Consider the following 26,425-nt stretch of genomic DNA (forward strand, 5'->3'; position numbering starts at 1 on the left):
GCCCAGCCCAGCCCAGCCCAGCCCAGCCCAGCCCAGCCCAACTGCATCGTCGGAAAATCCGCCAGTTACGCCGTTCCCCTCGTCTCAGGCTTGAAAGCCGGACGCGCTCTACTCATACTGCATGCTGAGTCCCTTAATTATCTTTGCCAGTGGCGTCTGGGGGAATTAAGAGACTCGCTTCGGGTTACGAAATTACTTTTATCACTATCTCAATCAAGGACATCCGTCATGGCTGAAGAGACCATTTTTAGCAAGATTATTCGCGGTGAGATCCCCGCCGATGTGGTGTATCAGGACGATCTGGTGACCGCCTTCCGTGACATTGCCCCGCAGGCACCGAGCCATGTGCTGATCGTACCCAACAAGCTGATCCCGACCGTTAACGATGTGCAGCCGGAGGATGAGGCCGCACTGGGCCGCATGGTGCGCGTCGCGGCGCAGATCGCGCAGCAAGAGGGCATCGCCGAGGATGGCTACCGTCTGGTGATCAACTGTAACCGTCATGCGGGGCAAGAGGTGTTCCACATTCATATGCATCTGCTGGGCGGTCGTCCGCTGGGGCCGCTGTTGGCACACTGATTGGCGCATGGGCATGGGGGCGCTATGGTCGGAAAGGCACAATGGGCGACGCTCATATTGGTGCTGCCGCTGGTATTGGCGGGATGCGGCTCATCGGCACGTATTCCGATCAATGCCGCGCAGCGTCTAGTGATGGAGCCGGCGTTACTGAGCGCAGGCGTGACCGCCGTCGCGCCACAGCTGGTGACGCGCGGGCTACTACGCCAGGCCGAGGCGCAGGTCAGTTATGGTGATGGTGAAGGGGGCGAGGCCTTGACGCTGCATTACCGTTTCTATTGGTATGATCGTCAAGGATTGGAGTTGAGTCCGCCTGCGCCACCTCGGTCGCTGACGTTGCGGGCCGGCGAGCGGGTCACCTTGACTTCATTCAGTCGCGATCCCCAGGCGCGTCAAGTGCGGTTGTACCTCTATCGTTGAGGATAAACAGGATTGAACACGATGAAAAAAATAATGGGTGTCACGCTGGCCGCCTTGGTATTGAGTGGCTGTCAGGGGTTGTTGCCACGCGGTGAAACGCCGGTTACACCAGCGCCACCGGCACCAACCACGCCGGCGACGCCGAGCGTGGTGCCGCCACCTGCGGTGACGCCGGTGCCACAGCCACCCAAGATGAGCAGTGTCGATTGGCAGGGCAGCTTTGCGCCGTTGGTCGCGCAACTGCTGAATGCGCAGGGTATCGAATCCGGCGCGGTGTTGTTAGTGGATGGCGTGCAGAACAAGACCAACGGCCAGTTGAGCATGGCGAACGCCAGTGAGGTGCTGCGTAGCGCGCTCTCTGGCGCTAGCCGTTTTCAGTTAGTCTCCGCCGCGCAGCTAGCGCAGGCGAAACAGAGCCTGGGATTGTCGCCCGACGATCGCCTTGGCTCGCGTAGCAAAGCGATTAGCCTGGCGCGTTTGCTGAGCGCCCAGTATGTGCTGTACACCACCGTCAGCGGCAATATCCAGTCTCCTCACCTGGCGATGCAGCTGATGCTGGTACAGAGCGGCGAGATTATCTGGTCAGGGAAGGGGCCGCTTGCGCTCTGAGTCCGCGGTTTCCCAAGACGAGTTGCGCGCGTTGCTGCGCCGTCGTTTCGCGGATCGGCTTGCCGCTGACTGGCGTTTTTGTCGGGTAAGTGGCCTGAGCGGCGCGAACTGGCGGGCGCGGAATGGTGACGGTGTCACTTTTTTGCTGCGCCCGACGACCGCGCTACGGCGTCAGTTGGGTATCGATCGGCGCTACGAGTGTCAGGCGTTGCGCCTGGCGGCGGCGGCGGCGTTAGCTCCCGGCTGTCATGGGGTGTTGGACGGCTGGTTGTTTGCCGACTGGCTGGCGGGGCGGTCCTTGGCGACGGGGGGGACGGATATAACGCGTTTGGCCTCGTTGCTGGTCGGTGTGCACCGTTTACCTCCGCGTCTGCCATTGCGCTCGTTGCGGTGTTACTGTGCGCGCTATTGGCAGCGGCTCGCACCGGCGCGGCGTACCTTTCAGGCCCAGCGGATTCACCGGCGTTGGCAGCGCCGACGCGAACCGCGTCCGCTCAAACTGGCCTTGCTGCATATGGACGTCCATGACGGTAACCTGTTGGAGACAACGCAGGGATTGCGCCTGATCGATTGGGAGTATGCCGCCAGTGGCGACATCGCATTGGATTTGGCCGCGTTGAGCCGTAACTATGGCCTAGAGCGCGCCGGACGGCACGCGTTGGCCGTCGATTATTGTCGCCACGGCGGTTATGCCGACCCCGCGCGTCTGGCGCGGCAGCTCGAACGCTGGCTGGGCTGGGTCGATTATATGGCCTGGCTGTGGTTCGAACTGCGTTGGCAACAGAGCCAACAAGCGAGTTATCGTCAGCAGGCCGATGCCTTGCTGACCCATCTAAGCCAATGAGTCATGCGGCGCGTTGTGCCGCCAGAAAGGAGAAGTGGTGTGGGTCCTGTAATGCTGGATGTCGTCGGCTATGAATTGGATGCCGAAGAGCGTGAAATCCTCAATCATCCGTTAGTCGGCGGTCTGATCCTGTTCAGCCGTAATTTTCATGATGCCGAGCAATTGCGTGAGTTAGTGCGCCAGATTCGTCAAGCCTCGCGCCAGCGTATTCTGGTGACCGTCGATCAAGAGGGCGGTCGGGTGCAGCGTTTCCATCAAGGATTTACCCGTTTACCGGCGGCTCAGGCCTATGGGGCATTGAATTCGCCGCAGGAGGCGCGGCGCTTGGCGTTAGAGGGCGGCTGGCTGATGGCCTGCGAGATGATCGCCATGGATATCGATCTCAGCTTTGCTCCAGTCTTGGATCTGGGACATGGCAGCGCCGCCATCGGCGAACGCGCGTTCCATCATCAAGCGTCGCAGGCGATTCCGTTGGCCGAGGCCTTTATCGATGGCATGCATCAGGCGGGCATGAAGTCGACCGGTAAGCATTTCCCGGGGCATGGTAAGGTCAGCGCGGATTCGCATAAAGAGACACCGATCGATGATCGTCCTCTGGCGCAAATCCTTGAGCATGATATGGTTATTTTCAGCGAACTGCATGCGCGCGCGAAACTGGACGCGGTGATGCCGGCACATGTGATCTTCCCTCAGGTCGATCCTCGCCCCGCCAGCGGCTCGCCCTATTGGCTGCGGCAGGTGTTGCGCCAGGAATTAGGCTTCGAGGGGGTGATTTTCTCGGATGATCTGTCGATGAATGGGGCGGCGGTGTTGGGCGGCTATGCGCAGCGGGCGCAGGCCTCGTTGGACGCCGGCTGTGACATGGTGCTGGTATGCAACAACCGCCAGGGTGCGGTCAGCGTGTTGGACAATTTGCGCGCCGCCGCCTCACCGCGTATCGCCAGCCTGTATCATCGTGGCGTGGTCGATGGCGCGGCGTTGCGCGCCAGTACGCGCTGGCAGCAGGCACATCAAGCGTTACAGCAGTTACAGCAGCGTTGGGAAGAGGCCAAAGCGGCCGGCATGCAGGCATAGCGAGCACTGCCTTATGGCTGTGTGATCGGCGGTGTAACGGCCCGGCGCGGGACTTGCCTCGCGGCGATGCCTGCGCCTGTGGGACGTCAGAATCAGCGCGGGAAACCGCCTAGGGAGAGAGATGATTATTTATCTGCATGGTTTCGATTCCACCAGCCCGGGGAATCATCAAAAGGTGTTGCAGTTGCAGTTTATCGATCCGGACGTACGCTTAGTGAGCTATAGCACGCGTCATCCGCGCCACGACATGCAGCATCTGCTGAACGAGGTGCATCGCGTAGTACAGCAGGGCGGCGATCAACGTGCGTTGATCTGTGGGGTCGGATTGGGCGGCTACTGGGCCGAGCGCATCGGTTTCCTGTGCGGCATCCGTCAGGTCTTGGTCAACCCGAATCTCTTTCCGCAGGAGACGATGCTGGAACTGATCGATCGCCCCGAGGAGTATGCCGATATTGCGACCAAGTGCGTAGACAACTTCCGCAGCAAGAATCGGGAGCGGGCGCTGGTGCTGCTGTCGCGCCATGATGAGGCGCTGGACAGCGCACGCAGTGCCAGCGTGTTGGCACCCTACTATGAGGTGGTGTGGGATGAACAGCAGGGGCATAAGTTTCCCAGCCTATCGCCGCATCTCCAGCGTATTCGCGCCTTTAAAAGCGTCGCATGATCATGTGGGCGGGGGCGTTGCGCCCCCGCGCCAAGTGGCGACGGCGCTTAGCGCCCGGCCTTCAGTTTCTGGAAGTCGGTTTCGTAGATTTCGCTGGCGCTGCCGACATCGTTCTGCCACTCACCCTTGGCGATGGTTTGCGCATCCGGGTAGAGCGACTTATCACCGACCACCTCTTTCGGCAGCAGTTTCTGTGCCGCCAGGTTCGGCGTCGGGTAGCCGATGGTTTCCGCAACCTGCGCCGCGATGTCCGGGCGCAATAGGAAGTTGATCAGCTTCAATGCCCCTTCCGGGTTCTTGGCGTTGGCCGGAATGGCCAGGCTATCCATCCAGAAAATGGCTCCCTCTTTCGGCCAGACGATCTGCACCGGCGTGCCCGCCTGACGCGCCACGTAGGCGGAGCCGTTCCAAATCATCCCCAGATTGACCTCCCCCTCCATGAACGGGTTGGCCGGGTTGTCGGAGTTGAAGGCCAATACGTTAGGCATCAGTTTCACCAACTCGTCATAGGCTGCCTGGATCTGCTTGGGGTCGGTGGTGTTGCCTGAGTAGCCCAGTTTACGCAGAGCGATCTGGAAAACTTCGCGCGCGTCATCCGTTAATAGCAGGCTACCTTTATACTCCGGCTTCCACAGGTCGGCCCAACTGGTGATGGTGGCGGGATCGATGGCGTCGCTGTTGACCCCGATCGCCGTCGCTCCCCAGATGTAAGGGATAGAATAGTCGTTTTGCGGGTCGAAGGACTTATGCAACAGGTTCGGATCCAGGTTGTGGAAGTTGCTCAGTTTACTGTGGTCGATCTTTTGCAGCATTCCTTCGTTACGCATCTTGGCGACGTAGTAGGTGGAGGGAACCACCAGATCGTAGGCCCCGTCCTGGTACGTCTTCAGCTTGGCGTACATGGTTTCGTTGGATTCGTAGGTCGAATAAATGACTTTGATGCCCGTCTCCTTGGTGAACTGCTCCAGCAGTCCCGGCGGCACATATTCGGTCCAGTTGTAGAAATAGACAGTGTTATTGTCAGTTTTCGGCGCATCGGCAGCGTATGCGACATGGCTCCCGCATACCAGCAAAGCTGCGGCTACCAGAGGTGACCACTTTTTCATTCAGCGTATCCCTATAGTGAAGGTCGAAACAGAAGGTGAAACTGTCCGCCGCCGGAACGCCTTGGCGAACCACAACAAACAGGCGGGCTATTATAGGAGCGCCTCGGACGGGGGTAAAGCTTCAATGGCCGAGACGGCGCGGAGCAGGGTAGACCGTCCGGCAAGGAAGCCGGACGGTCGGAGGGATGCGCTTAGCGCGACGTCTCACGGTTGAGACGGGCATAGGCTTGTTCGTGCGCGCTTTGGCGACGGGCGTAGAACATCAAGATACTCAGGCTGATGATGAAGGTCAGTGCTAGCTTGACCGACTCCGCTCCGCTCAGCGCGATGAAGCAGAACAGACAGCCCAGGGTCGCAGCCGTCAGGCTCAGCAGGTGATGCAGCGAGGCTCCCTCCAGGCGGATCAGGGCCACACAGGAGTAGAAGTAGGGCAACATGGTCAATAACACGGCGATGCCGATCAGGTTGCCGAAGATGTCCGAGGTTTTAGCACCGCTACTGGCCAGGCAGGTCATCAACGCCATCAGTGCCGTCATTTTCAGCGCCGACAGGATGATCCCCTTACGTGGAACCCCGTTGGCGTCGACCTCGCCGTAGATCTGGGGGAAGTTGCCGTCGCGCGCCGCTCGAACGCCCGCTTGGCCGACCAACATCATCCACGAACCTAATGCGGCTAGACAGGCGAAAGCGGTGAAGGCGGACACCAGCGGCGCAGCCCAGCCGCCGAGGATCATGGCGGCGCTGGCGGCGAAGGGGGCGCCGGTCGCCGCCATGGTGGCGGCGGGGAACATCCCACTCATCACCTGGGTCGCCAGGATGTAGATCAGACCGGCCAATGCCGTGCCTAGCATGGTCGCCAGCGGCACGGTGCGTTGCGCATTCTTCACCAGTCCCGAGCTAACGGCCGCGCTCTCGACGCCGACGAACGCCCACAGGCAGATCAAGATACTGTGCAGTATCGCATCGCCGCTACTGCTGTGGGTGGTGTTCCAGTTGGCGTGATACAGCGCCGGATCGAACCAGTGCCAGCCAGCGATGGCGGTGCCGACCACCGGGAGTAGTACCAGGATCAAACCGAGAGTGGTCAGGCGGCTGACCCAACGCCCGCCCATCAGGTTGATGAACGCCATGATCCAGATGATGACGATGCTGGCGATCCCGGCGGGGATCGGGTTATTTAGCATCGGGAAGAAGACCGACAGGTAGGCCACCCCTGCCAGGCAGTCGGCCAGGTTACCGATCCAGTTGGCGTGGTAGTAGAGCACCGCCGTTTGGAAGCCGAAGGCCGGGCCGAGACGGCCTGCATAGGCGATAGGCCCGCCAACCTGCGGGTCGCGTGTAGTCAAACGTGCAAAGACGAAGGCCAGCGACATCGCGCCGACCAACGCAATCAACCAACCAAAGAGAGCGATGGAGCCAATCTTGGCCAAGTTTGCCGGTAACAGTGCGATGCCGCTGCCCATCATGTTACCGGCGACAATACCCGTACAGGCGAAAAGCCCAATTTTTTTTGAAGACGCCATGTTAGCCCCGTAAATACTGACGTGGTGACCGTGCTCCTTCACGGTGCGCGCCGCTGCTATTAATCAATTCCTGGACGTAATTATAGGTTAATTTGTGATTCAAATCACAGGTGGTGGTATGATTAATGTATTACGGCGTTGTCCTCTTTCCCGTTTCTGCATCTTTATCCTGGCATGATCGCGGCTTCGCGCCGGCCCGCGGCGTGGGAGGGGACGTTGAGGGGAGCGAGCGCGTTGGGGGCCGGTAATACGCGGCACAAGGCGCCGTTAAGAGGCGTTTCCGCCCAGAGCGCGGTGGACGGCATCGTGCTACACCAGGCGCGTCAGCGCCGTGTTAGTGCGCGGCGACTCTCGCGGCGGGGAGGGGCGGCGGCCTGTATGCCCGCCGCACGCCATGGCCTCAGTGTTTGGTGCGGTCGCGGAGGATCAGTTGGCTGGCCAGCACCAGCAGCAGCGATAGCGCCAACAGGATGGTTGCCAGGGCGTTGACCTCCGGCGAGACGCCTACTTTGACCATCGAGTAGATCTTCAAGGGGAGGATCTCGTAGCCCGGCCCGGTGACGAAAGAGGAAACCACCACGTCATCCATCGACAGGGTAAAGCTCAGCAGCCAGCCGGCAGCCACCGCCGGCATAGCCAGAGGCAGCAAGATCTTGCGCAGAATGACCAGCTCGCTGGCGCCGAGATCGCGCGCCGCCTCCAGCATACGCACGTCGAACCCTTTCAGGCGTGAGAAGACCGTGACCACCACGAAAGGCAGGCAGAAGGTGATGTGCGAGAACAGCAGCGACCAGAAGCCGAGCGAAACGCCCAACAGCATAAACAGCACCAGCAGAGAGATCGCCATGACGATATCCGGCGACATCATCACCACAAACAGCATACCGCCGACGAAAGGCTTGCCACGAAAGTGGTAGCGGAACAGGGCCACGGCGGTCAAGGAGCCGATCAGGGTGGCGAAGGTCGCCGAGAGCACCGCCATGGTGATCGAGTGGCCGGCAGCCTGGAGCAGGCTGTCGTTGTTCATCAGCGTGCGGTACCAGTCGAAGGTAAACTGCTTCCAATTGATGCCAAAACGCGAGCTATTGAATGAGTTGGCGATCAAAATAATGATAGGGATATATAAGTAAGCGTAGATCAGGGTCATGAACCCTCCGCGCATCAGGCGACCAAACATGTCAGATCCTCCTGGGCGTGGCGGTATACGCCCCCGTGATACTTATGCAGCGTGGACAATTTGATTATCTTCTCCCAACCATTTGACATATCGTCAAATAAAACAAATGGATATCATCGTTTACTCCGTCGCTTCCCTGCGGCAGTCGTGGCGCCGCGTGCGCCGTCGTCAGTCACCTAAATCGCTGGCCTTGCGGTTGAGCAGTTTACCGACGCGGTAGTAGATCAAGAGCATCACGCCCATCACCAGCGTCAGGCAGATACTGGTGGCCGCACCGAACGGCCAGTCGCGAATATTCAGGAACTGGCTCTTGATGACGTTACCGATCAACAGGTTCTTCGCGCCGCCCAGCAGGTCAGCGATATAGAACAACCCCAGCGAGGGCAGCATCACCAACAGACAGCCAGCGACGATGCCCGGCATGGTCAGCGGAACGATGATGCGCAAGAAGGTGTGTAACTTGTTGGCTCCCAGATCGCGCGCCGCCTCCAACACCGAACGATCGAGCTTTTCGATGCTCGAATAGAGCGGCATCACCATGAAGGGGAGCAGGATATACACCAAGCCTAGAACCACTGCCGTCGAGGTATACATCAGGCGTAGCGGCTGATCGATGAGACCGATCCACAACAGAAACTCGTTGAGGTAGCCGCGGGTGCTGAGGAACAGCTTCAGCCCATAGACGCGGATCAGCGAGTTGGTCCAGAAGGGGACGATCAACAGGAACAACAACAGCGGGCGTACCCGCTGTGGCAGGCGTGCCAGAATAAAGGCGAACGGATAGCCGATCACCAGGCAACTCAGCGTCGCCATCAACGCCATGTTGAGCGAGTGCAGCAATACCTCGGCATACAGCGGATCGAATAACCGCTGATAGTTATCCCAGCTGAACACCATGCGAACCAGATTGGCGTCGTCACGAGTCAGGAAGCTGGTGGCGATGATCATCAAGTTGGGCAGGAAGACGAACAGCGACAGCCAGCCCACCACCATGGTGATCACCACATTCTGGAAAAGCTTACGCGATCTCTTCATCGGGTAGCACCACCTCCCAGCTTTCGACCCAGGTCACCGCCATCTTCTGATTGAGCGAGTGGTCCACATCGGGATCGTCTTCGTTAAAAAACTCGCTGACCATCACCATCTTGCCATTTTCGAGCTCGACGCTGGACTCCAAGGTCATCCCTTTGTAGTTGCGCTCGCGGACATAGCCGACAATGCCATCCACCTGCTCGCTGTCGCTGATCTCCTCGACGCGCAGATCCTCGGGGCGCAGCAGCACCTTGAGGCGATCGCCCGCGCCGACATGCATCTCAGGATTCACGTAGATGTCACATTCGCGTCCCTCGACGTTGGCGCGTACCCGCTGTTCGTCGATGCGATGCAGCACGCTGGCGTCAAAGATATTGATCTCACCGATGAAGCTGGCGACAAACAGGTTTTTCGGCTCCTCGTAGATCTCGCGCGGGGTGCCATCCTGCTCGATACGGCCGTCACGCATCACCACGATGCGATCCGACATGGTCAGCGCCTCTTCCTGATCGTGGGTGACGAAGATAAAGGTGATACCCAGTTTGCGTTGCAGCGCCTTGAGTTCATTCTGCATCTGTTTGCGCAGTTTGTAGTCCAGCGCCGATAGGGACTCGTCCAGCAATAGCACGCGCGGCTTGTTGACCACCGCGCGGGCGATGGCTACGCGCTGTTGCTGACCGCCGGAGAGTTGGTGGGGGCGACGCTGGGCCATCTCATCCAGCTGTACCATGCGCAGGGCGTCCATAACGCGCGGGGCGATTTCATCGCGCGGCGTCTTCTGCATACGCAGACCGAAGGCCACATTCTCAAACACGGTCATGTGCGGGAAGAGCGCATAACTCTGGAAGACGGTGTTAACGTGACGCTGCTCGGCAGGCAGGTGGGTGATCTCCTCACCATCCAGTACCACCTGGCCGCTGTCGACCTCCTCTAAACCCGCGATCAGACGCAGCACCGTGGTCTTGCCACAGCCGGAGGGGCCAAGGATAGTCAAAAATTCACCATGATTAATGGTGAGATCGAGATCGTTGATGATCGCTTTGCCATCAAACGATTTACGGATTTGGGTCAGACATACGACCGGAAGCGTTTGCGAGTCTACAGAGGAAGTCTCAGTCATTTAGTGGTTACTCTATCCCGAGAGATGTTGCAGATAGAACCGCCGCTGAAAAAGACTGCGTGAGCGGCGGAACGATCCCGTGCTCGAAACCAGCGGCGTCAATCAAATTTTTAGAGCGCGCATGATAGACCCTGTAGACAATAATTGAAAGCTAACGTGGGCAGAATTCGCCACTTTCCTGTCAAAATCCCAGCACTTGGTCGACGCTCAGCGCCAAATTTGGCGTCAAAGTGCCATGGACACTCGCCGCTCGCTAGCCGACACCGGGTCGAGTCAAGGCCATCAGCGGCCTGCGCTTCCGCGAGCCGAGTGAGGCGTCACCGCGCGTTCCTCGGCGTCTGTGGCCTCAGTGGATGAGGAGTGTGCGTAGTCGCTAATTCTCCCCAACCAGCCAAATGCCGGCTGTTTTAGTAGCGTTTGCCGGGAAAGGCGGCGGCATTTCGGGGCAATTCCCTGTCCGATCAGGTTTTTTCGCTGATAGGTAAAAGTAAAGATCGTTAAAAATGACCTGACGCAATATTCGGCCAAGAGCGGCTCCGCATAATGGGACGACAATAATGGGGAAAATAGCAAATGAATAACTTACTTGATCGTTTTCTTAACTACGTCTCTTTTGACACACAGTCCAAGCCAGGCGTACGCCAGGTGCCGAGTACCGAGGGCCAGCTGAAGCTGGCCCGCGTCTTACAGAGCGAGCTGACGGCGTTGGGGTTGGAGCAGGTGACGCTGAGCGAACATGGCTGTGTGATGGCGACGCTGCCGGCGAACGTCGATTGGCCGGTGCCGACCATCGGTTTTATTGCGCATATGGATACCGCGCCCGACGCGAGCGGGAAGAACGTGAATCCGCAGATCGTGGAAAATTACCGCGGCGGCGACATTGCCCTCGGTGTCGGCGATGAGATCCTGTCGCCAGTGATGTTTCCGGTACTGCATCAGCTATTGGGGCAGACACTGATCACCACCGATGGCAAGACGCTGTTAGGCGCCGATGACAAGTCGGGGATCGCCGAGATCATGACTGCGTTGGCCCGGCTTAAGCAAAGTGATGTGCCGCATGGAGAGATCCGTGTCGCCTTCACGCCGGACGAAGAGGTTGGCAAGGGGGCGCAATACTTTGACGTTGCCGCCTTCGACGCCGAATGGGCCTATACCGTCGACGGTGGCGGAGTGGGCGAGTTAGAGTGTGAAAACTTTAACGCCGCTTCGGTATCGATCAAGATCAGTGGTAACAATGTGCATCCGGGAAGCGCCAAAGGGGTGATGGTTAATGCCTTGGGCTTGGCTAACCGTATTCATGCGTTGCTGCCAGCGGCGGAAGTACCGGAGTTGACCGAGGGCTACGAAGGATTCTACCACCTGGTCGCGATGAAAGGCAGCGTCGAGAAAGCCGAAATGCACTACATCGTGCGTGACTTCAGTCGCGAAGGCTTCGAAGCGCGTAAGAAGCGCATCATGGATATCGCCAAGCAGGTCGGTCAGGGGTTGCATCCGGAGTGTTACATCGAAGTGACGCTGGACGATAGCTACTACAACATGCGCGACGAGGTGGCGAAGCACCCGCATATCGTTGCGCTGGCGCGCCAGGCGATGCGGGATCTGGACATCGAGCCGATCGAGCGGCCGATCCGTGGCGGTACCGATGGCGCCCAGCTCTCCTTCCGGGGGCTGCCTTGTCCGAACCTGTTCACCGGCGGCTATAACTTCCACGGTAAACATGAGTTCATCACCCTGGAGGGGATGGAGAAGGCGGTGGCGGTGATCATGCGTATCGCCGAGCTGACCGCCGAGCGTGCGCGTAACGCCTAAGCCTCCCCCGACCGCGCGGCGTGCCGGGCACGCTCGACGCCGTGCGGGATAGCCGAGTTAATGCGCCGGACGGAATAGCGGGGCCAGGTGTTCGCGATAGCGTGCCAGGTTGTGCTCGACGTCGGGCCGTTTGATCACGTCGCTACATAGGAAGGTCGGCAACGGGCGCATGCCAAGGAACTGGTTGGCCTTATGGAAGTGCAGGTAGACGCCATCGATGCCTTGACCGTGGAAGAACTGCGCGGGGTCGTCGAAGGCTTCTTGCGGCGCGTTCCAGGTCAGCGACAGCATATACTGCTTGCCTTGCAGCAAGCCGCCGGAGCCATATTTCTTGCTGGCGTCAGAGCGGGTGCGGCCATCGTTGCGATACAGGCGGCCGTGACCGGCGGTAAACACCTCATCCAGGTACTTTTTGACGATCCAGGGTTCTCCCATCCACCATCCCGGCATCTGATAAATAATGCAATCCGCCCACAGAATATTCTCCACCTCCTGTTCGATCTGGTAGCCCTGATCGATGGTGGTGGCACGCAATGTATGCCCCCATGCGCCCAAGACTTCACAGGCGGTATCATGCAGGGTGGTGTTCAACTGGCCGTTGGAGTGGCCAAATTTTTTCATGCCATTAAGCAATAAAATGCGACTCATATGAGACTCCGATAGTTCCGCTAGAGCGTTATATTTACCTGTTAGTGAAATTATCACCACGATGACTATATGAAAACCATTATGCTGGAGGCAGGGCACAAAATGGGTTGTGATGTTTGGCCGCGTCTGTGCGTTGCTGCCGCGGCCAAGTCGGTCGATGCGTTAGATTTCACTAGGATGGCTGTGTAAAAAAACATAGCAGCGCGTTGCGTATCGATTCTGTGGCGCAGATCCGTCGTCAGTGCAAAATCGTGCATTGTAATCCTCTACGCTGTCCCCTCTAGTCTGTGATCGGGCGCAAGTGAGATTCATGCTCAATCTCCGGCAGGTGTTTTTTAATAATTTAAATATCAATTAATTATCCGATGTGGTCGCCAAACTAACGTCGTGTGCTACCAGATATCCTCGCCGTCACAGGGCGAGCGATAGCGTAATATCGCGTCGGGAGAAAATCATCGCTGCCAAGTGGCGTCTGGGGGGGCGTAAAGAGGGACTCTTTTCTACGCGGCTGTGCTAGCTTGATGCGGAGACGCACAATCAATTAGCGCGCCGCGCTGGGGCCTTCGCGCGGCGCCGTAGAAGAAAAATTGCGTATACGGTTAACCAGTCGACAGGGAGTCAGTCCATGAAGGGAAATACCATAGCGAGCGCACAGGCACTCGCCGCCGGGATGGATAACGCGCAGTGGCGCGCCGCCACCCGGTTCGATCGTACTGATATCGCGTGGATCACCATGAGCATCGGGATGGCCATCGGGGCCGGGATCGTTTTTCTGCCGGTGCAGGTCGGGTTGATGGGGTTATGGGTCTTTCTGCTCTCGGCGCTGATCGGCTATCCGGCGATGTACCTGTTCCAGCGCTTGTTTATCAATACCTTGGCCGAGTCGGCAGCGTGTGACGACTATCCCGGGGTGATCAGCGGTTATCTGGGGAAGAACTGGGGGATCACGCTGGGTATCCTCTATTTTATCATGTTGATCATCTGGGTGTTCGTCTACACCTTGGCGATTACCAACGATAGCGCCTCCTACTTGCACACCTTTGAGGTGACGACCTCGCTACTGTCGCAGAACCCGCTGTATGGCCTGGGGTTGATCTGCCTCTTGGTGTTCATTGCCGCGGTAAGCGAGCGTCTGTTGTTCAGCCTTTCCGGGGTAATGGCGATCACCGTGCTGCTGGCGGTGAGCATGCTGGGCATCTTGATGGTGCCGCATTGGGATAGCGCCAACGTGGGGCCGTTGCCGCCGACGGGTGAGCTGATCAAGAACGCCATCATCACGCTGCCCTTTACCTTGACGTCGATCCTGTTCATTCAATCGCTGAGTCCGATGGTGATCGCCTACCGCGCCAAGAATGTCAGTATCGCCGTCGCCCGCTATAAGTCGCAACGGGCGATGACCGTGGCCTTTGTGATCCTGTTCGTCATCGTCTTCTTCTATGCGCTGTCGTTTTCACTGGGCATGTCGCATGACAGCGCCGTTTCGGCGAGCCAACAGAACATTTCATCGCTGGCGATTACCGCACAGTATATCCCCGGAGCCTGGCTGACCGTCGTCGGCATCGTGATTAATCTGTTCGCCGTGGTGACCTCATTTTTCGGCGTATTTCTGGGGTTTCGCGAGGCTTGCATCGGCTTGGTGAACAATGCGTTATCGCGTTTTCGCCCGCAAGAGTCACTGGATCAGACCCTGATCCGCCGTGCGGTCACCGGCGCGATCATCCTCATGGCCTGGGGCGCGCAGGTCACCAATTTACCGATCCTCAGTTTTACCTCGGTTTGTAGCCCGATCTTCGGCCTGGTTGGCTGTCTGATCCCGGCGTATCTGGTGTATCGCGTACCGGCGTTGCATCGTCTGAAGACGCCGAGCCTGTGGCTGGTGGTCATCACCGGTATCCTGCTCTGTATCTCGCCGTTGTTGGCGTTTGCCTAAGCCTAATAACGCCATCGGGCAGCCGTAAGGCTGCCCGATGCGCGCGGAGGTAGAGCCCGAGTGCGTCGTTAGGCGCTGAATGGGCGTGCGATCAGGCTGCGGGTGTCGAGACGGACCTCGCTCAGCGTCACCGGCACGGTGTCCCCCTGGCGGAAGACGACTTCGCCTTTCACCTGGATGGTGCCGCTCTCTTGGCTACAGACCAGCTCGTCGCGGACCGCATGGATGAAGGAGGCGGGGACGAAGGCCACCGCGCCGTTCTCCAGCAGACGCACGCGCATGCCGCCACGGGAGATGTCGATGATCTCCGCCTGGAATGGCGTCGGAGCGTTCACCTTGTCCTTCAGGAAGCGGGCGTACAGCCAATCGCCGACGTCACGCTCAGCCAGGCGGTTCTGGCGACGGCGCTCGGCCAGTTGCAGCGTTAGCGCCGCATCCGGCCGCGTCGTCGGTTGGTTGGCGATCAACGCCTTCAGCAGGCGATGGTTGACCATATCGCCATACTTACGGATCGGCGAGGTCCAGGTGGCGTAGGCCTCCAACCCTAGACCGAAGTGTGGCCCCGGTTCGGTACTGATCTCGGCGAAGGTTTGGAAGCGGCGGATACGGCTGTCCAGGAAGGTGCTCGGCAGCGAATCCAGGTGACGTCGCAGGGTGCAGAAGCCCTCCAAGGTCAGCAGCGCCTCGGCATTGGCGGCGACGTCGTTAGCAGCCAGCAGCGAGACCGCCTGTTCGACCAGCGCCGGATCGAAGCCGGTATGGGTGTTGTAGATGCCGAAGCCGAGCCGCTCGCGCAGTACCAGCGCCGCGCAGACGTTGGCGGTGATCATGCACTCTTCGACGATGCGGTTGGCGACGCGGCGCGGTTCGGCGACGATGTCGCGCACATCACCATTCTCGTCGAGGATGAAGCGGTAGTCGGGACGATCGCGGAACACCAGCGCATGCTGCTGGCGCCAGGCGGTACGGGCGTTGGCGACACGGTGCAGCAGGCGGATCTGCTCGGCGATTGTTTCATCGCTCGGTTGCCAATCGCCACATCCCTCCAGCCAGTCGGAAACTTGGTCGTAAACCAACTTGGCCTTGGATTCGATCCAACCGCTAAAGAAGCGGATGTCGTCGCGCAGGCTGCCGTCGCTGTCGATGGTCACTTCGCAGGCCAGCACCGGACGGCGTTGACCGGCGCGCAGCGAACACAGGTCATCCGACAGGTCGCGCGGCAGCATCGGAATGTTGAAGCCCGGCAGGTAGGTGGTGAAGGCACGCTGACGCGCTTCGGCGTCCAGCGGGCAGTCGGCGCTGATGTAGGCGGTCGGATCGGCGATAGCGATGGTCAGTTTCAGGCTGCCGTCGGCGTTTTCCGCCACGTACAGCGCATCGTCCATATCTTCGGTGCTGGCGCTGTCGATGGTGACGAAAGGCAGGGCAGACAAATCCTCCCGCGCCAGCCCCTCATCCAGCATCTCGCCGGCTTGCCATTGCGGTGCCTGACGCGCCAGATCGTGGCGTGTCAACGTCACCCACCAGGGGGCGAAATGGTCATTACCGTCGGTGATGAAGGCGGTGATTTCGGCGAAGAAGTTGCGATCGCCCTTCAGTGGGTGGCGGCGCATCTCGGCCAGTACCCAGTCGCCCTGTTGGAAATCGCGCTCCAGGCCGCGCGCCGGGCGGCAGCCGATGGCGTCTTTCAGCAATGGATGGTCGGGGATAATGGACAGGCGATCCTCGTTAGCCTTCTTCTGAACGCGGCCGACGAAACGGGTCAGGAATGGCTCGATCAGCGCTTCCGGTTCGGCGATTTCACGCTCCTTATCCATCTGGACGGCGGCACGCACGCGGTCACCGTGCATGACCTTCTTCATCTGCGGCGGTGGAATGAAATAACTTTTCTGCGCGTCGACCTCCAGAAAGCCAAAGCCTTTGTCGGTCCCCTTGACCACGCCTTCTACGCGCGGGGTTTGCGAGTGAAGTTGCTGTTTTAGCTGGGCAAGCAGCGGGTTGTCCTGAAACATAGTGTGAAATAGTGATTCCGGCTGATAAATGATCGTGACGACCAAAAAAGTGGTTGCCATTGTTACGCAAAGTGCCCTGCCGGGGCAAGCGTGGCCGGCGGCGGCATAATTCCCGCCGCCGGCAGGGTTAGCGGAAAGGCGGCTCGTTAAAGGTGCGTAGTTTGCGCGAGTGCATACGATCGCCTTCGGCGCGTAGCAGATCCAGGGCGTAGATGCCGATCTGGAGGTGCTCGGAAATGGCCCCTTGGTAGAAGCGGTTGGCCTGGGCGGGCAGCTTGATCTCGCCGTGTAGTGGCTTGTCCGAGACGCACAACAGGGTGCCGTAGGGTACGCGGAAGCGATAGCCTTGTGCGGCGATGGTGGCGCTTTCCATGTCGACCGCCACCGCTCGGCTGAGATTGAAACGGCGGGCGGAGGCGCTATAGCGCAGTTCCCAGTTACGATCGTCGGTGGTGACCACCGTCCCGGTGCGTAGCCGTTGTTTGACCTGCTCGCCAGGCATGCCGCTGATCTGCTTAGTGGCATCATACAGTGCGCGTTGTACCTCGGCGATGCTGGGAATGGGGATATCCGGTGGCAGAACGGCATCCAGCACGTGATCGTCGCGCAGGTAGGCGTGGGCCAAGACGTAGTCGCCGATGATCTGGCTTTGGCGCAGCCCGCCGCAGTGGCCGATCATCAGCCAGGCATGGGGACGCAGCACCGCCAGGTGATCGCAAATGGTCTTGGCGTTGGCCGGCCCGACGCCGATGTTGACCAGCGTGATGCCGTTCCCATCCTCTGCCATGAGATGGTAGGCCGGCATCTGGTGGTTTTTCCACGCCAGATCGGAGACGACCTGTTCGCTGTCGACGTTGTCGGCATCGATGTAGATCCCGCCAGCGCCGGAGAGCGCACAGTAGCCGCTGTTGGGGGCGGCGATCTGCCGGCAGGCCCAACGCACGAACTCATCGACATAGCGGCTGTAGTTGGTAAAGAGGATATAGGGCTGCACATGCTCCGGCGGTGTGCCGGTATAGTGGCGCAGTCGCGCTAGGGAAAAGTCGGTACGCAGGGCATCGAAGTGGGATAACGGCGCATCCTGCCGCCCGAGCAGGGCTCCGTCGGCGGTCTCATCCCCGATGTGAGCGAGATCGGGAATGGGAAAGTGACGGGCCAGCGCCGCACTCATCATCCGATCGAGCGCGAGATCGGCGCCGTCGATCACATAGGGATAGGGGATCTCCTGTGCGGAGGGGCGCACCTCAATGCGCGCGCCATACTCGCGTACCAGCAGGGTCAGCTGTTCCAGCAGGTAGCTGCGGAATAGCTCCGGGCGGGTGATGGTGGTGACATAATGGCCGGGGTGGTTAAAGCGCCCATAGGCGCGGGTACGTTCGGCCGGCTGGCCTTCGCCGTCCCAGCTGACGTGCAGCGCCGGATAGACAAAGCCTCCGGCGGCCCGGGCCGCGTCATCGGGGATCTCGCCGCGTTCGATAAACGCGCTGATGGCTTCGCGTAGGGCGTAGACGGCGCCATCGTAGTAGGCGCTCAGGCGATTGATCGCCTGTTCGGGGGTTAGGGATGTCGTGTGATGGACTGAACTCATGGCCTCTCCCACTAAGCTGGTATAATGCGCCGGAGCGATCGCCGGCGTTCTTGCAAGCCTAGTCGAGAGCGGCGGCGGGGAAAAGGGGGGCATAGCGGACTTTTTCGCGGTTGGCAACACATCAGAGCACCCAATTGGGGTACAATGCGCTATCTTATGCCCTGATTTCATCCATAAAACGGATAACAGACATCTATGATTATCAAACCTAAGGTTCGCGGTTTTATCTGCACCACTACCCATCCGGTTGGCTGTGAGGCCAACGTTCGCCGTCAGATCGCCTATACCCAGGCGAAGGGTCCGATCGAGAACGGTCCGAAGAAAGTGCTGGTGATCGGCGCCTCTACCGGTTATGGCTTGGCGTCACGTATCTCCGCAGCCTTCGGCGCCGGCGCCGCCACCATCGGTGTGTTCTTCGAGAAGCCGGGTACGGAAACCAAACCGGGCAGCGCGGGCTGGTATAACGCTGCCGCCTTCGATAAGGCCGCCAAAGAGGCTGGCCTGTACGCCAAGAGCATCAACGGCGATGCTTTTTCCAACGCCTGCCGCCAGCAGGTGATCGATCTGATCAAGCAGGATCTGGGCCAGGTGGATCTGGTGGTTTACTCGCTGGCATCGCCGGTGCGCAAGCTGCCGGACAGCGGGGAGGTAGTCCGTTCCGCGCTGAAGCCGATCGGTGAGGTGTATACCACCACCGCCATCGACACCAACAAGGATCAGATCATCACCGCCAGCGTCGAGCCGGCCACGGAAGAAGAGATCCAGAATACCATCACCGTGATGGGCGGGCAGGATTGGGAACTGTGGATGGCCGCGCTGCGTGATGCCGGTGTATTGGCCGACGGGGCTAAATCCGTCGCCTACTCTTACATCGGCACCGATCTGACTTGGCCGATCTACTGGCACGGTACCCTGGGGCGTGCGAAAGAAGATCTGGATCGTGCCGCTGCCGGCATTCGCGCCGATCTCGGCGCGCACGGCGGCACCGCTCATGTCGCCGTGCTCAAGTCGGTGGTCACTCAGGCGTCTAGCGCCATTCCAGTGATGCCGCTGTACATTTCCATGTCCTTCAAGATCATGAAAGAGAAGGGCATCCACGAAGGGTGCATGGAGCAGGTCGACCGCATGATGCGTACCCGTCTGTACGGCAGCGATCTGGCGTTGGACGAGCAAGCGCGTATCCGTATGGATGATTGGGAACTGCGCGACGATGTGCAGCAGGCCTGCCGCGATCTGTGGCCGTCCATCACCAGCGAGAACCTCTACCAACTGACCGACTATGCCGGTTATAAAGAAGAGTTCCTGCGTCTGTTCGGGTTCGGCCTGGAGGGCGTGGACTACGAGGCGGAGGTGAACCCGGACGTGCAGTTCGATGTGATCTCGCTGTAACGACCGTACGACGTATGACCCGCCCTGGGGGAATCGGTGATTCCCCCAGGGTTTCTTTTTGGCTTCTCGCCCCTGCTGGTGCACCTAGCGCCGATTCACCTTCTGTGATATGTCGCGCTTACGCACTGAACGCGTCACGGTTTTGCACCTCGCTCAGAGTAGGGTGCGTGCCATCTTGTGCCTCTCCGCTCGCCAGTTTCATGCATCCGGCAGCCGCCCGCGAACCACGCTGCGCTATCTATCGGGTGCCGCTATCGTCGCGCCCCGCGGGGATTAGCAGCTGACTTCTAATGCCTGTGCGGCGGCGGCCTCGACAGTATAGACGATCAAGCTCTGTTTCAGTTCCAGATAGACGGCGTAGTCGCGGGTGGTGGTATAGAGGCTGATCAGGATCTGGATACCATCTTTGGTGATGTTGTGCATGTGGACGAAGCGCTCCAGTTGCGTATTGACGCGGTTATCCTGGCTGATCTTGTCGTGCAACGTCGCCAGCAGTGTGGTGACCTGATCGGCATCGAAGGTCTTGATGATCGCCGCCAGCTCAACCCGGCGGTAGTCGCTGCGTCCAGGGTTCTCGATCATGATGGAGGAGAACACCGAGTTCGGAATATACAGCGGCTTCTGATCGAAGGTGACGATCTTGGTGGTACGTAGACCGATTTCGGCGACGACCCCCTCGGTGTTCTTCTCCGGCAGGCGGATCCAATCGCCGACGTTAAATGGCCGGTCGAAGTAGAGCATGACGCCGGAGAGCAGGTTCCCGAGGATATTGCGGCTGGCGATACCGATGGCCACGCCACCGACGCCGCCGAAGGTCAGTAGCCCAGACATATTCAAGCCAAGCTGTTCACCAAAGAGGGTGGCGAGCAGAAACAGGGTGATGATGTTGATGGCGCGGATCACCACCAGCGTCTTCGACTTGTTGATGCCGTTCTTGATTTGGCGATCGGCGATGATATTGATCGCCGAAGAGATGGCCTTAAACAAGACGAAGATGATCAGTACCGTCTGACAGAAAGAGATGTACTTGACCCACGGCCAGAGGCCGACGATCAGTAGGTACTTTTTGACCGCCTCACACAACAGCAGCACCAGCAGCAGCCATAGCAGCGTCTGCGCCACTTGGAGCAGGGCGGTGCTGCGATTTCCCCGGCATTTACGCAGGCCATACACTAATCCGCTGAGCAGCAGCAGGACGGCGGCCAGAATGATATGCGCATGTAATTTTTCGACTAACAACGTCACGGCAGGATACCTCTATTGGAACCAGCGGCGCCCTGGGCGACGCCTGTACTTGATCTCTTTCATCTGCCCCGCAGCGCCAGCGGGCCGCTTAAAAACCACCGCCATCGCGCCGCCAGGCATCGGCGGTCAACGCTTCGCCAAAGTGGCTGGTGATCAAGCGCTTGGTCAGATCGTGCAGAGGGGCGGCGAGCACGTCGGCGGTGCTGCCGCGCTCCACCACGTCACCGGCTTGCATCACCAAGACCTGATCACTGATATGTTTCATCATCCCCAGATGCTGGGTAACGTAGATATAGGCGATGCCGTGTTTCTGCTGTAGCTCCAGCATCAGGTTGATGATCTGCGAGCGCATTGACATGTCGAGCGCGGCCAATGCCTCGTCGGCGACGATCACCTTAGGTTGCAGGATCAGGGCGCGAGCCAGGGCGATGCGTTGCAGCTGACCGGCGGCTAGCATATGCGGGTAGTAGTAGGCGTGATCGTTACGCAGTCCCACTTGGCGTAGCGTCTGGTTGATACGCACCTCACGCGCCGGCGCATCCAAATCGGTGTTGAGGCGTAGCGGCACATCCAGGATCTGGCCGATGCGCTGGCGCGGGTTTAGTGAGGTCGCCGGATCTTGGAAGATCATCCGGATGCATTGGCTACGATAACGGTAATCGCCGTAGTGTAACAGGTGATCGTCGATCAGGATGCGCCCCTCGCTCGGCTCGATCATCCCGGCAATCATCTTGGCCAAGGTAGACTTCCCGGAGCCATTCTCGCCGATGATCGCCAGCGTTTGCCCTTCGCGTAGGGTGAAACTGAGCGGTTTGACCGCTTCGACCAGTTGCCGGCGGAACCAGCCGGTACGATAACGGAAAGTCTTTGCGAGATTGTGTACTTCGAGCAGGGTTTTCATCATTGCGCCTCCTCCATATTCAGCGGGAAGTGGCAGGCGAATTGATGCCCCTTCACGGTGCGCAGGGTGGGGGTCTCGATGCATTTCTTCTGGGCGTAGGGGCAGCGTGGCCCCAGACGGCAGCCGATCGGCAGGTGCTCCAGGGAGGGAATGGCCCCGGGCAGCGTGTTCAGCCGACTCTTGGGCGCGAGCGCACGGCCGAAGTCGGGCATCGCCCGGATCAGCGCCTGGGTGTAGGGATGATGCGGCGCGCTGAGGATCTCCTCGCAGCTGGCGCTCTCGACCGTCTGGCCGCAATACATCACGTTGATGCGGTCGGCCCACTTGCTCATCATCTGTAGATCGTGGCTGATCAGTAGAATGGTCGTGTTGTTATTCTGGTTCATGCGCGCCAACAGGCGGAAGATCTGCGCCTGCGTGGTCGGCTCCATGGCGTTGGTCGGCTCGTCGGCGATCAGCAGGCGCGGCTGGTTGGCCAAGGCGATGGCGATCATCACCTTTTGACACTCCCCTTCGGTCAGCTCATAGGGCAGGCTGCGCATGGCATCTTTATGATCCTTGATACCGACACGGTGCAACAGTTCGATGGCGCGGCGGCGACGCCAGCGTAAACGCTGCCACCAGCGTCCTTTGAAGGTCCAGCCGGGAATGGCCTGGATCAGTTGGCGGCCAATGCGCTCCGAGGGGTCGAGACAGGATTGCGGCTCCTGGAAGATCATCGACACGTTATGGCCGACCAGTTTACGCCGTTGGCGCGGCGTCAGGCGCAGCAGATCGATGTCATCGAAGCGCATGCGATCGGCAGTGACCCTCCAGTTGTCTTTAGTAATACCACAGATCGCTTTGGCGATGAGACTCTTACCGGAGCCGGATTCGCCGACCAGCCCGCGGATCTCCCCTTCGCTCAGGGTGAGGCTGACGCGATCGACAGCCTTGACCGCCCCCTCGGGGGTCATGAACTCAATCGTCAGGTTGCGGATATCGAGTAACGGCATTATTTCACCCCGGCGTTGATGGCACGGCGCAAGCCGTCGCCCAGCAGATTCACTAACAGTACGCTGAGCATGATGGCCCCCCCCGGCAACATGACAGTCCAGGGAGCCACATACAACAGTTCCAGTGCGTCGCCCAGCATGGCGCCCCACTCCGGTGACGGCAATTGGGCACCGAGGTCGAGAAAGCCGAGGGCGGCGATATCGATGATCGCCATGGAGAGGGCGCGGGTAAATTCCGACACTAGCACCCCGGCGATATTGGGCATCACCGCGTCCCAAAGGATAAACCAGGTCGAGGCGCCATCGAGTCGCGCCGCGACGACATACTCTTTCTCCAACTCCTCATGTACCGCGCTATAGACGGCGCGCACGATGCGCGGCAGCAGCGCCAGCCATACCGCCAGCATGGCGTGCTCCAGGCGTGGGCCGAGGAAGGCTACCACGATGATCGCCAGCAGTAGCGACGGAATGGCTAACAGGGTGTCGAGGATATGGTTGAGGATCGCCGAGCGGAGGCCGTGTGTAATACCGGCCAACACCCCGATCGAGACCCCGCACAGGCTGGCGGCGATGGTGACGACCAGCGCGGAACCGAAGGTCGGCGCGGCTCCGCACAGTAGGCGACTGAGCAGATCGCGGCCGAGATCATCGGTGCCGAGAAAGAAAGATACATTGCCATATCGCGACCAGGAGGGGGGCAACAGCTGATAGCCGAGGAACTGCTGATCCAGGCCATAGGGGGCCAACAGGCGACCGAAGGCGCATAGCAGTAACAGGGCGATGATGCCATACAGGCCCACCATGGCCAGTGAGTCGGCATGAAAGTGGTACCAGGTCTGACGCAGCGGGCTGGGGACCTTTTTTTCGCGATAGACGTTATCGAACTGCATACCATTCCTTATGTTTCAGCGGGCTGGTCATGGCGCCAATGATATCGCACAGGACGTTGACTACCAGCACTAACGCGCCGATCACCATCACGCCTGCCGAGATGGCGGCGAAATCTTGCTGACGAATGGCGGCGATCAGCCAGCGACCCAGTCCCGGCCAGTTGAACACCACCTCGGTGATCATCGCCAGGGTTAACATGGTGGAGAATTGCAGCCCTAACTGCGGAATGATCGGCGGCAGGGCGTTATGCAGCACATGACGGTGGATGATGGTCAGGCGCGACAAACCGCGCGTGGCCGCCGCCTTGATATAGTTTTGCCCCACCACGTTGTCGGTGCTGAGGCGTATCAGGCGGATCACCTCGGTCATTGGCACCAAGGCCAGTACGCTGACCGGCAGCACCAGATGGCGCAAGACGCTCAACAGCATCTGTTGGCGGTAGGGCGAGTCAGAGAGCCAGGCGTCCACGAGGGCAAAGCCAGTGATGTTCGGCACCGGGTACAACAAGTCGTAGCGCCCGGAGACTGGCAACCAACCGAGATGTAGGGCAAAGAACAGCATCATCAGCAACGCCAGCCAGAATACCGGCATCGAGTAACCGAGCAGCGCCAAGGTGGTGATGGCGCCATCGGGCCAGCGGCCACGCATCATACCGGCGGCAATCCCCATGGGGATGCCGCAGAACAGCGCCAGCAGGAAACCAAGGATACACAGTTCCAAGGTGGCGGGGACCACGACGCGCAACTGATTGACGATGGCCTGGCCGTTGATGCTGGAAACGCCGAAATCCCCCTGCAACAGGCTATGCAGATAGAAACGGTAGGCATCGCTCAGCGAAGCGCCGGACAGCGGCGCATGCGGCGTAAAGTAGAGCAGGCTGAAACTGACCAGGGTCAGGAAAAACAGGGTGACCAGTAACAGCAACAGGCGCCGTAGCGTAAAGATAATCATGGTGTCTCCTTGGTCGAGACCTGCGCTGAGGGGGGCGTCAGCGGCGCGGTCGGTGCCGCCTCACGGTATACCCCGGCGAAGGAGGCATTACCGAACGGGCTGAGCACCAGTCCCTTGATATCGTAGCGATAAGCTTGCAGGCGGAGTGAGGAGGCTAAGGGCAGGATCGGTAATTGCTGCTCCAGGATCTTCTGTGCCGCCTGATAGTCATCGATGCGTTGGGCGAGTTGTTGCGCCTGCAACGCCCGGTGTAACAGGGCGTCGAACGCCGGGTCGCACCAGTGTGCCAGGTTGGTCTGCGACTGGATGGCCGCGCAGCTCAGCAAGGGGCGGAAGAAACTGTCGGGATCATTACTGTCCGTCGCCCAGCCGGTGAGTGTCATGTCATGGCTCATGTCGCTGAGGCGTGCCTCCTGAAAGCGTCCCTCTACCGGAATGATGCTGACCTTGATCCCGACCTGGGCCAGGTCGGCCTGGATCAGTTCGGCCGTCTTCAGCGGGCTGGGGTTGTAGGCCTGCGAAGCGGTCGGCACCCACAATTGGAGGCGCAGGTTGCTGATCCCGGCGGCCTTGAGCATGGCGCGCGCCTTCTCGGGATCATAATCGGTGACGCGGGCATCGTTATCGTAGGCCCAGGAGGCGCGCGGCAGCAAGGAGGCGGCGGTCTCCGCTGTGCCGTAATAGATGGATTGCATCAGACGCTGATTGTTGATCGAGTAGGCAATGGCACGCCGTACATTTTCTTGATCCAGCGGCGGCTTGCGGGTGTTGAAGGCCAGGTAGGCCACGTTCATCCCGGGACGTAGCGTCAAGCGTAGGCGCGGGTCGTTACGCAAGATCCCCAACTGGCTGGCAGCCGGGTAGGCGAGGACGTCGCATTCGCCGGTCAACAGCTTAGAGATGCGCCCGGTGCCGCCGGCACCCAGATCGATCACCACTTGCTTCATGCGTGGGATGCCTTTCCAGTAAGTGGGATTGCGCAGCAGGCGGATGAATTGCCCGGCACGGTATTCTCCGCGCATGAAAGGCCCCGTCCCGACGGGCAGACGGTCGATCTGCGTCTGCCGGCCGCGCTGCGTCAGCTGGTCGGCATATTGTGCCGACAGGATCGGCGCATAGTGGGTTGCCAGATGCCAGAGGAAAGAGGCATCGGGCTGCTTCAGACGGATCTCGACCGTGTAATTGTCCAGCTTGCGCATGCTCTGCACGGCGTTGCTGAACTGTAGGCTATCGAAATAGGGGTAGTGGCCGCCATTGACGTCGTGGTAGGGATGCTTGGCGTCGAACATGCGTTCGAAGCTAAACAAGACATCGTCGGCGTTCATGTTACGCGTCGGTGTGAACCAGGGCGTTTTCTGGAAGGGCACATCGCGCCGCAGGTGCAGGATATAGGTGGCGCCACCGTCGAGTACTTCCCAACTCTGCGCCAGTTCCGGGATCAGACGATAGGTATAGGGATCGACATCCAGCAGCCGGTCATACAGCTGGGCGGCGAGGGTATCGACCGTCACACCGCCGCTCACCAGCTGTGGGTTAAAGGTATTCACGATACCGTTAACACAATAAATGAAGCCGCTCTGGCGGATATCCGGCACAGCGGGCTGCGGGGCGGTCGTCTTCTCGGCCGCCGTGGCTGCGGCCGACAGGCACAGCAGCGGGATCAGCAAGTTTTTCCAAGCACGCATAAAGGCTTCAACAGGTTGTGGGCTGTGTTCCTGGCCGGCGCTGCGCGAACCGTCGACGCAGACTACGGCGGCGCGGTAGACCAGCACGCCGGATAGTGGCGCTCCATTGAACGAATAGCCTAGTGTAACGTACATTGCCAGCCGGCCCAATCGCTGTGGCGATTCAGCGAGATTATTTGCTGTACGATTAGGCAATTAGCGCTTCCGTCCTGCGCGTAGCGAGCGACAAGAAAACG

23 protein-coding genes are annotated in these 26,425 nt (G+C 59.7%); 9 read left to right on the plus strand and 14 right to left on the minus strand.

Going from position 1 to position 26,425, the window contains the following annotated elements:
* The first annotated feature begins 228 nt into the window (after nucleotides 1-228).
* The 6 genes from hinT (at nucleotide 229) to ycfP (ending at nucleotide 4,187) form a co-directional block, all read left to right on the plus strand.
* A complete protein-coding gene (hinT, locus tag EHO01S_RS07185) occupies nucleotides 229-579 on the plus strand; it encodes a purine nucleoside phosphoramidase (RefSeq protein ID WP_024523320.1) in 351 nt (116 codons plus the stop codon).
* A 24-nt stretch (nucleotides 580-603) separates the two neighbouring features.
* Nucleotides 604-996 (plus strand): YcfL family putative periplasmic lipoprotein, encoded by a 393-nt coding sequence (locus tag EHO01S_RS07190; protein WP_024523321.1) that lies wholly within the window; start codon nucleotides 604-606, stop codon nucleotides 994-996.
* 21 nt (nucleotides 997-1,017) lie between these two features.
* Nucleotides 1,018-1,605, plus strand: a complete 588-nt coding sequence (gene lpoB, locus EHO01S_RS07195; RefSeq protein ID WP_024523322.1) for a penicillin-binding protein activator LpoB — start codon at nucleotides 1,018-1,020, stop codon at nucleotides 1,603-1,605.
* Nucleotides 1,595-2,449: a phosphotransferase gene (locus tag EHO01S_RS07200; protein WP_024523323.1), complete on the plus strand. Its 855-nt coding sequence runs from the start codon at nucleotides 1,595-1,597 to the stop codon at nucleotides 2,447-2,449. The genes lpoB and EHO01S_RS07200 overlap by 11 nt, the downstream gene beginning before the upstream one ends.
* A 39-nt stretch (nucleotides 2,450-2,488) precedes the next feature.
* The gene (nagZ, locus tag EHO01S_RS07205; protein WP_024523324.1) at nucleotides 2,489-3,523 is read left to right on the plus strand and encodes a beta-N-acetylhexosaminidase; all 1,035 of its coding nucleotides are present in this window, start codon (nucleotides 2,489-2,491) and stop codon (nucleotides 3,521-3,523) included.
* 121 nt (nucleotides 3,524-3,644) lie between these two features.
* Nucleotides 3,645-4,187, plus strand: a complete 543-nt coding sequence (ycfP, locus tag EHO01S_RS07210) for an alpha/beta hydrolase YcfP (RefSeq protein WP_024523325.1) — start codon at nucleotides 3,645-3,647, stop codon at nucleotides 4,185-4,187.
* Between the two features lie 47 nt (nucleotides 4,188-4,234).
* Here ycfP and potD read toward each other — a convergent pair whose 3' ends face one another.
* The 5 genes from potD to potA all read right to left on the minus strand — a co-directional run bounded on the left by potD (nucleotide 4,235) and on the right by potA (nucleotide 10,145).
* Nucleotides 4,235-5,293 (minus strand): spermidine/putrescine ABC transporter substrate-binding protein PotD, encoded by a 1,059-nt coding sequence (gene potD, locus EHO01S_RS07215; RefSeq protein ID WP_024523326.1) that lies wholly within the window; start codon nucleotides 5,291-5,293, stop codon nucleotides 4,235-4,237.
* Between the two features lie 191 nt (nucleotides 5,294-5,484).
* Nucleotides 5,485-6,816 carry a cadaverine/lysine antiporter gene (cadB, locus tag EHO01S_RS07220; protein WP_024523327.1) on the minus strand — a complete coding sequence of 444 codons (1,332 nt, stop codon included), beginning with the start codon at nucleotides 6,814-6,816 and terminating at the stop codon, nucleotides 5,485-5,487.
* 400 nt (nucleotides 6,817-7,216) lie between these two features.
* Nucleotides 7,217-7,993 carry a spermidine/putrescine ABC transporter permease PotC gene (gene potC / locus EHO01S_RS07225; protein ID WP_024523328.1) on the minus strand — a complete coding sequence of 259 codons (777 nt, stop codon included), beginning with the start codon at nucleotides 7,991-7,993 and terminating at the stop codon, nucleotides 7,217-7,219.
* Between the two features lie 168 nt (nucleotides 7,994-8,161).
* Nucleotides 8,162-9,028, minus strand: a complete 867-nt coding sequence (gene potB / locus EHO01S_RS07230; RefSeq protein WP_024523329.1) for a spermidine/putrescine ABC transporter permease PotB — start codon at nucleotides 9,026-9,028, stop codon at nucleotides 8,162-8,164.
* Nucleotides 9,012-10,145 carry a spermidine/putrescine ABC transporter ATP-binding protein PotA gene (potA, locus tag EHO01S_RS07235; protein WP_024523330.1) on the minus strand — a complete coding sequence of 378 codons (1,134 nt, stop codon included), beginning with the start codon at nucleotides 10,143-10,145 and terminating at the stop codon, nucleotides 9,012-9,014. Before potA ends, potB begins: the two co-directional genes overlap by 17 nt.
* Before the next feature lie 573 nt (nucleotides 10,146-10,718).
* Here potA and pepT point away from each other — a divergent pair.
* The gene (gene pepT, locus EHO01S_RS07240) at nucleotides 10,719-11,954 is read left to right on the plus strand and encodes a peptidase T (RefSeq protein WP_024523331.1); all 1,236 of its coding nucleotides are present in this window, start codon (nucleotides 10,719-10,721) and stop codon (nucleotides 11,952-11,954) included.
* A gap of 57 nt (nucleotides 11,955-12,011) precedes the next feature.
* On the opposite strand, the gene EHO01S_RS07245 is transcribed toward pepT, so the two are convergent.
* On the minus strand, nucleotides 12,012-12,602 hold the full coding sequence (locus EHO01S_RS07245; protein ID WP_024523332.1) for an NAD(P)H-dependent oxidoreductase: 591 nt from the start codon (nucleotides 12,600-12,602) through the stop codon (nucleotides 12,012-12,014).
* Between the two features lie 625 nt (nucleotides 12,603-13,227).
* Between EHO01S_RS07245 and EHO01S_RS07250 the strand changes: the two genes are divergently transcribed.
* Nucleotides 13,228-14,532: an SLC5/6 family protein gene (locus EHO01S_RS07250; RefSeq protein ID WP_024523333.1), complete on the plus strand. Its 1,305-nt coding sequence runs from the start codon at nucleotides 13,228-13,230 to the stop codon at nucleotides 14,530-14,532.
* Nucleotides 14,533-14,600: 68 nt separating this feature from the next.
* On the opposite strand, the gene EHO01S_RS07255 is transcribed toward EHO01S_RS07250, so the two are convergent.
* Both EHO01S_RS07255 and EHO01S_RS07260 read right to left on the minus strand, forming a co-directional pair.
* On the minus strand, nucleotides 14,601-16,544 hold the full coding sequence (locus tag EHO01S_RS07255; protein ID WP_024523334.1) for an exoribonuclease II: 1,944 nt from the start codon (nucleotides 16,542-16,544) through the stop codon (nucleotides 14,601-14,603).
* A 127-nt stretch (nucleotides 16,545-16,671) separates the two neighbouring features.
* Nucleotides 16,672-18,132: an AMP nucleosidase gene (locus EHO01S_RS07260; protein ID WP_024523335.1), complete on the minus strand. Its 1,461-nt coding sequence runs from the start codon at nucleotides 18,130-18,132 to the stop codon at nucleotides 16,672-16,674.
* A gap of 195 nt (nucleotides 18,133-18,327) precedes the next feature.
* Between EHO01S_RS07260 and fabV the strand changes: the two genes are divergently transcribed.
* Nucleotides 18,328-19,521: an enoyl-ACP reductase FabV gene (gene fabV / locus EHO01S_RS07265; protein WP_024523336.1), complete on the plus strand. Its 1,194-nt coding sequence runs from the start codon at nucleotides 18,328-18,330 to the stop codon at nucleotides 19,519-19,521.
* Nucleotides 19,522-19,794: 273 nt separating this feature from the next.
* Here the strand turns inward: fabV and EHO01S_RS07270 are convergent, their stop codons facing one another.
* The 6 genes from EHO01S_RS07270 to sapA all read right to left on the minus strand — a co-directional run bounded on the left by EHO01S_RS07270 (nucleotide 19,795) and on the right by sapA (nucleotide 26,189).
* Nucleotides 19,795-20,766, minus strand: coding sequence for a mechanosensitive ion channel family protein (locus EHO01S_RS07270; RefSeq protein WP_024523337.1), 972 nt, complete (start codon nucleotides 20,764-20,766; stop codon nucleotides 19,795-19,797).
* Between the two features lie 88 nt (nucleotides 20,767-20,854).
* Nucleotides 20,855-21,670, minus strand: a complete 816-nt coding sequence (sapF, locus tag EHO01S_RS07275; RefSeq protein WP_024523338.1) for a putrescine export ABC transporter ATP-binding protein SapF — start codon at nucleotides 21,668-21,670, stop codon at nucleotides 20,855-20,857.
* Nucleotides 21,667-22,662: a putrescine export ABC transporter ATP-binding protein SapD gene (gene sapD, locus EHO01S_RS07280; protein WP_024523339.1), complete on the minus strand. Its 996-nt coding sequence runs from the start codon at nucleotides 22,660-22,662 to the stop codon at nucleotides 21,667-21,669. Before sapD ends, sapF begins: the two co-directional genes overlap by 4 nt.
* On the minus strand, nucleotides 22,662-23,552 hold the full coding sequence (sapC, locus tag EHO01S_RS07285) for a putrescine export ABC transporter permease SapC (RefSeq protein WP_024523340.1): 891 nt from the start codon (nucleotides 23,550-23,552) through the stop codon (nucleotides 22,662-22,664). Before sapC ends, sapD begins: the two co-directional genes overlap by 1 nt.
* Nucleotides 23,539-24,504 (minus strand): putrescine export ABC transporter permease SapB, encoded by a 966-nt coding sequence (gene sapB, locus EHO01S_RS07290; RefSeq protein ID WP_024523341.1) that lies wholly within the window; start codon nucleotides 24,502-24,504, stop codon nucleotides 23,539-23,541. The genes sapC and sapB overlap by 14 nt, the downstream gene beginning before the upstream one ends.
* Nucleotides 24,501-26,189 (minus strand): ABC transporter substrate-binding protein SapA, encoded by a 1,689-nt coding sequence (sapA, locus tag EHO01S_RS07295; RefSeq protein ID WP_024523342.1) that lies wholly within the window; start codon nucleotides 26,187-26,189, stop codon nucleotides 24,501-24,503. Before sapA ends, sapB begins: the two co-directional genes overlap by 4 nt.
* Between the last annotated feature and the right edge of the window lie 236 nt (nucleotides 26,190-26,425).

This window comes from Edwardsiella hoshinae NBRC 105699 = ATCC 33379 (genome assembly GCF_000474215.1).
Lineage (GTDB): Bacteria > Pseudomonadota > Gammaproteobacteria > Enterobacterales > Enterobacteriaceae > Edwardsiella > Edwardsiella hoshinae.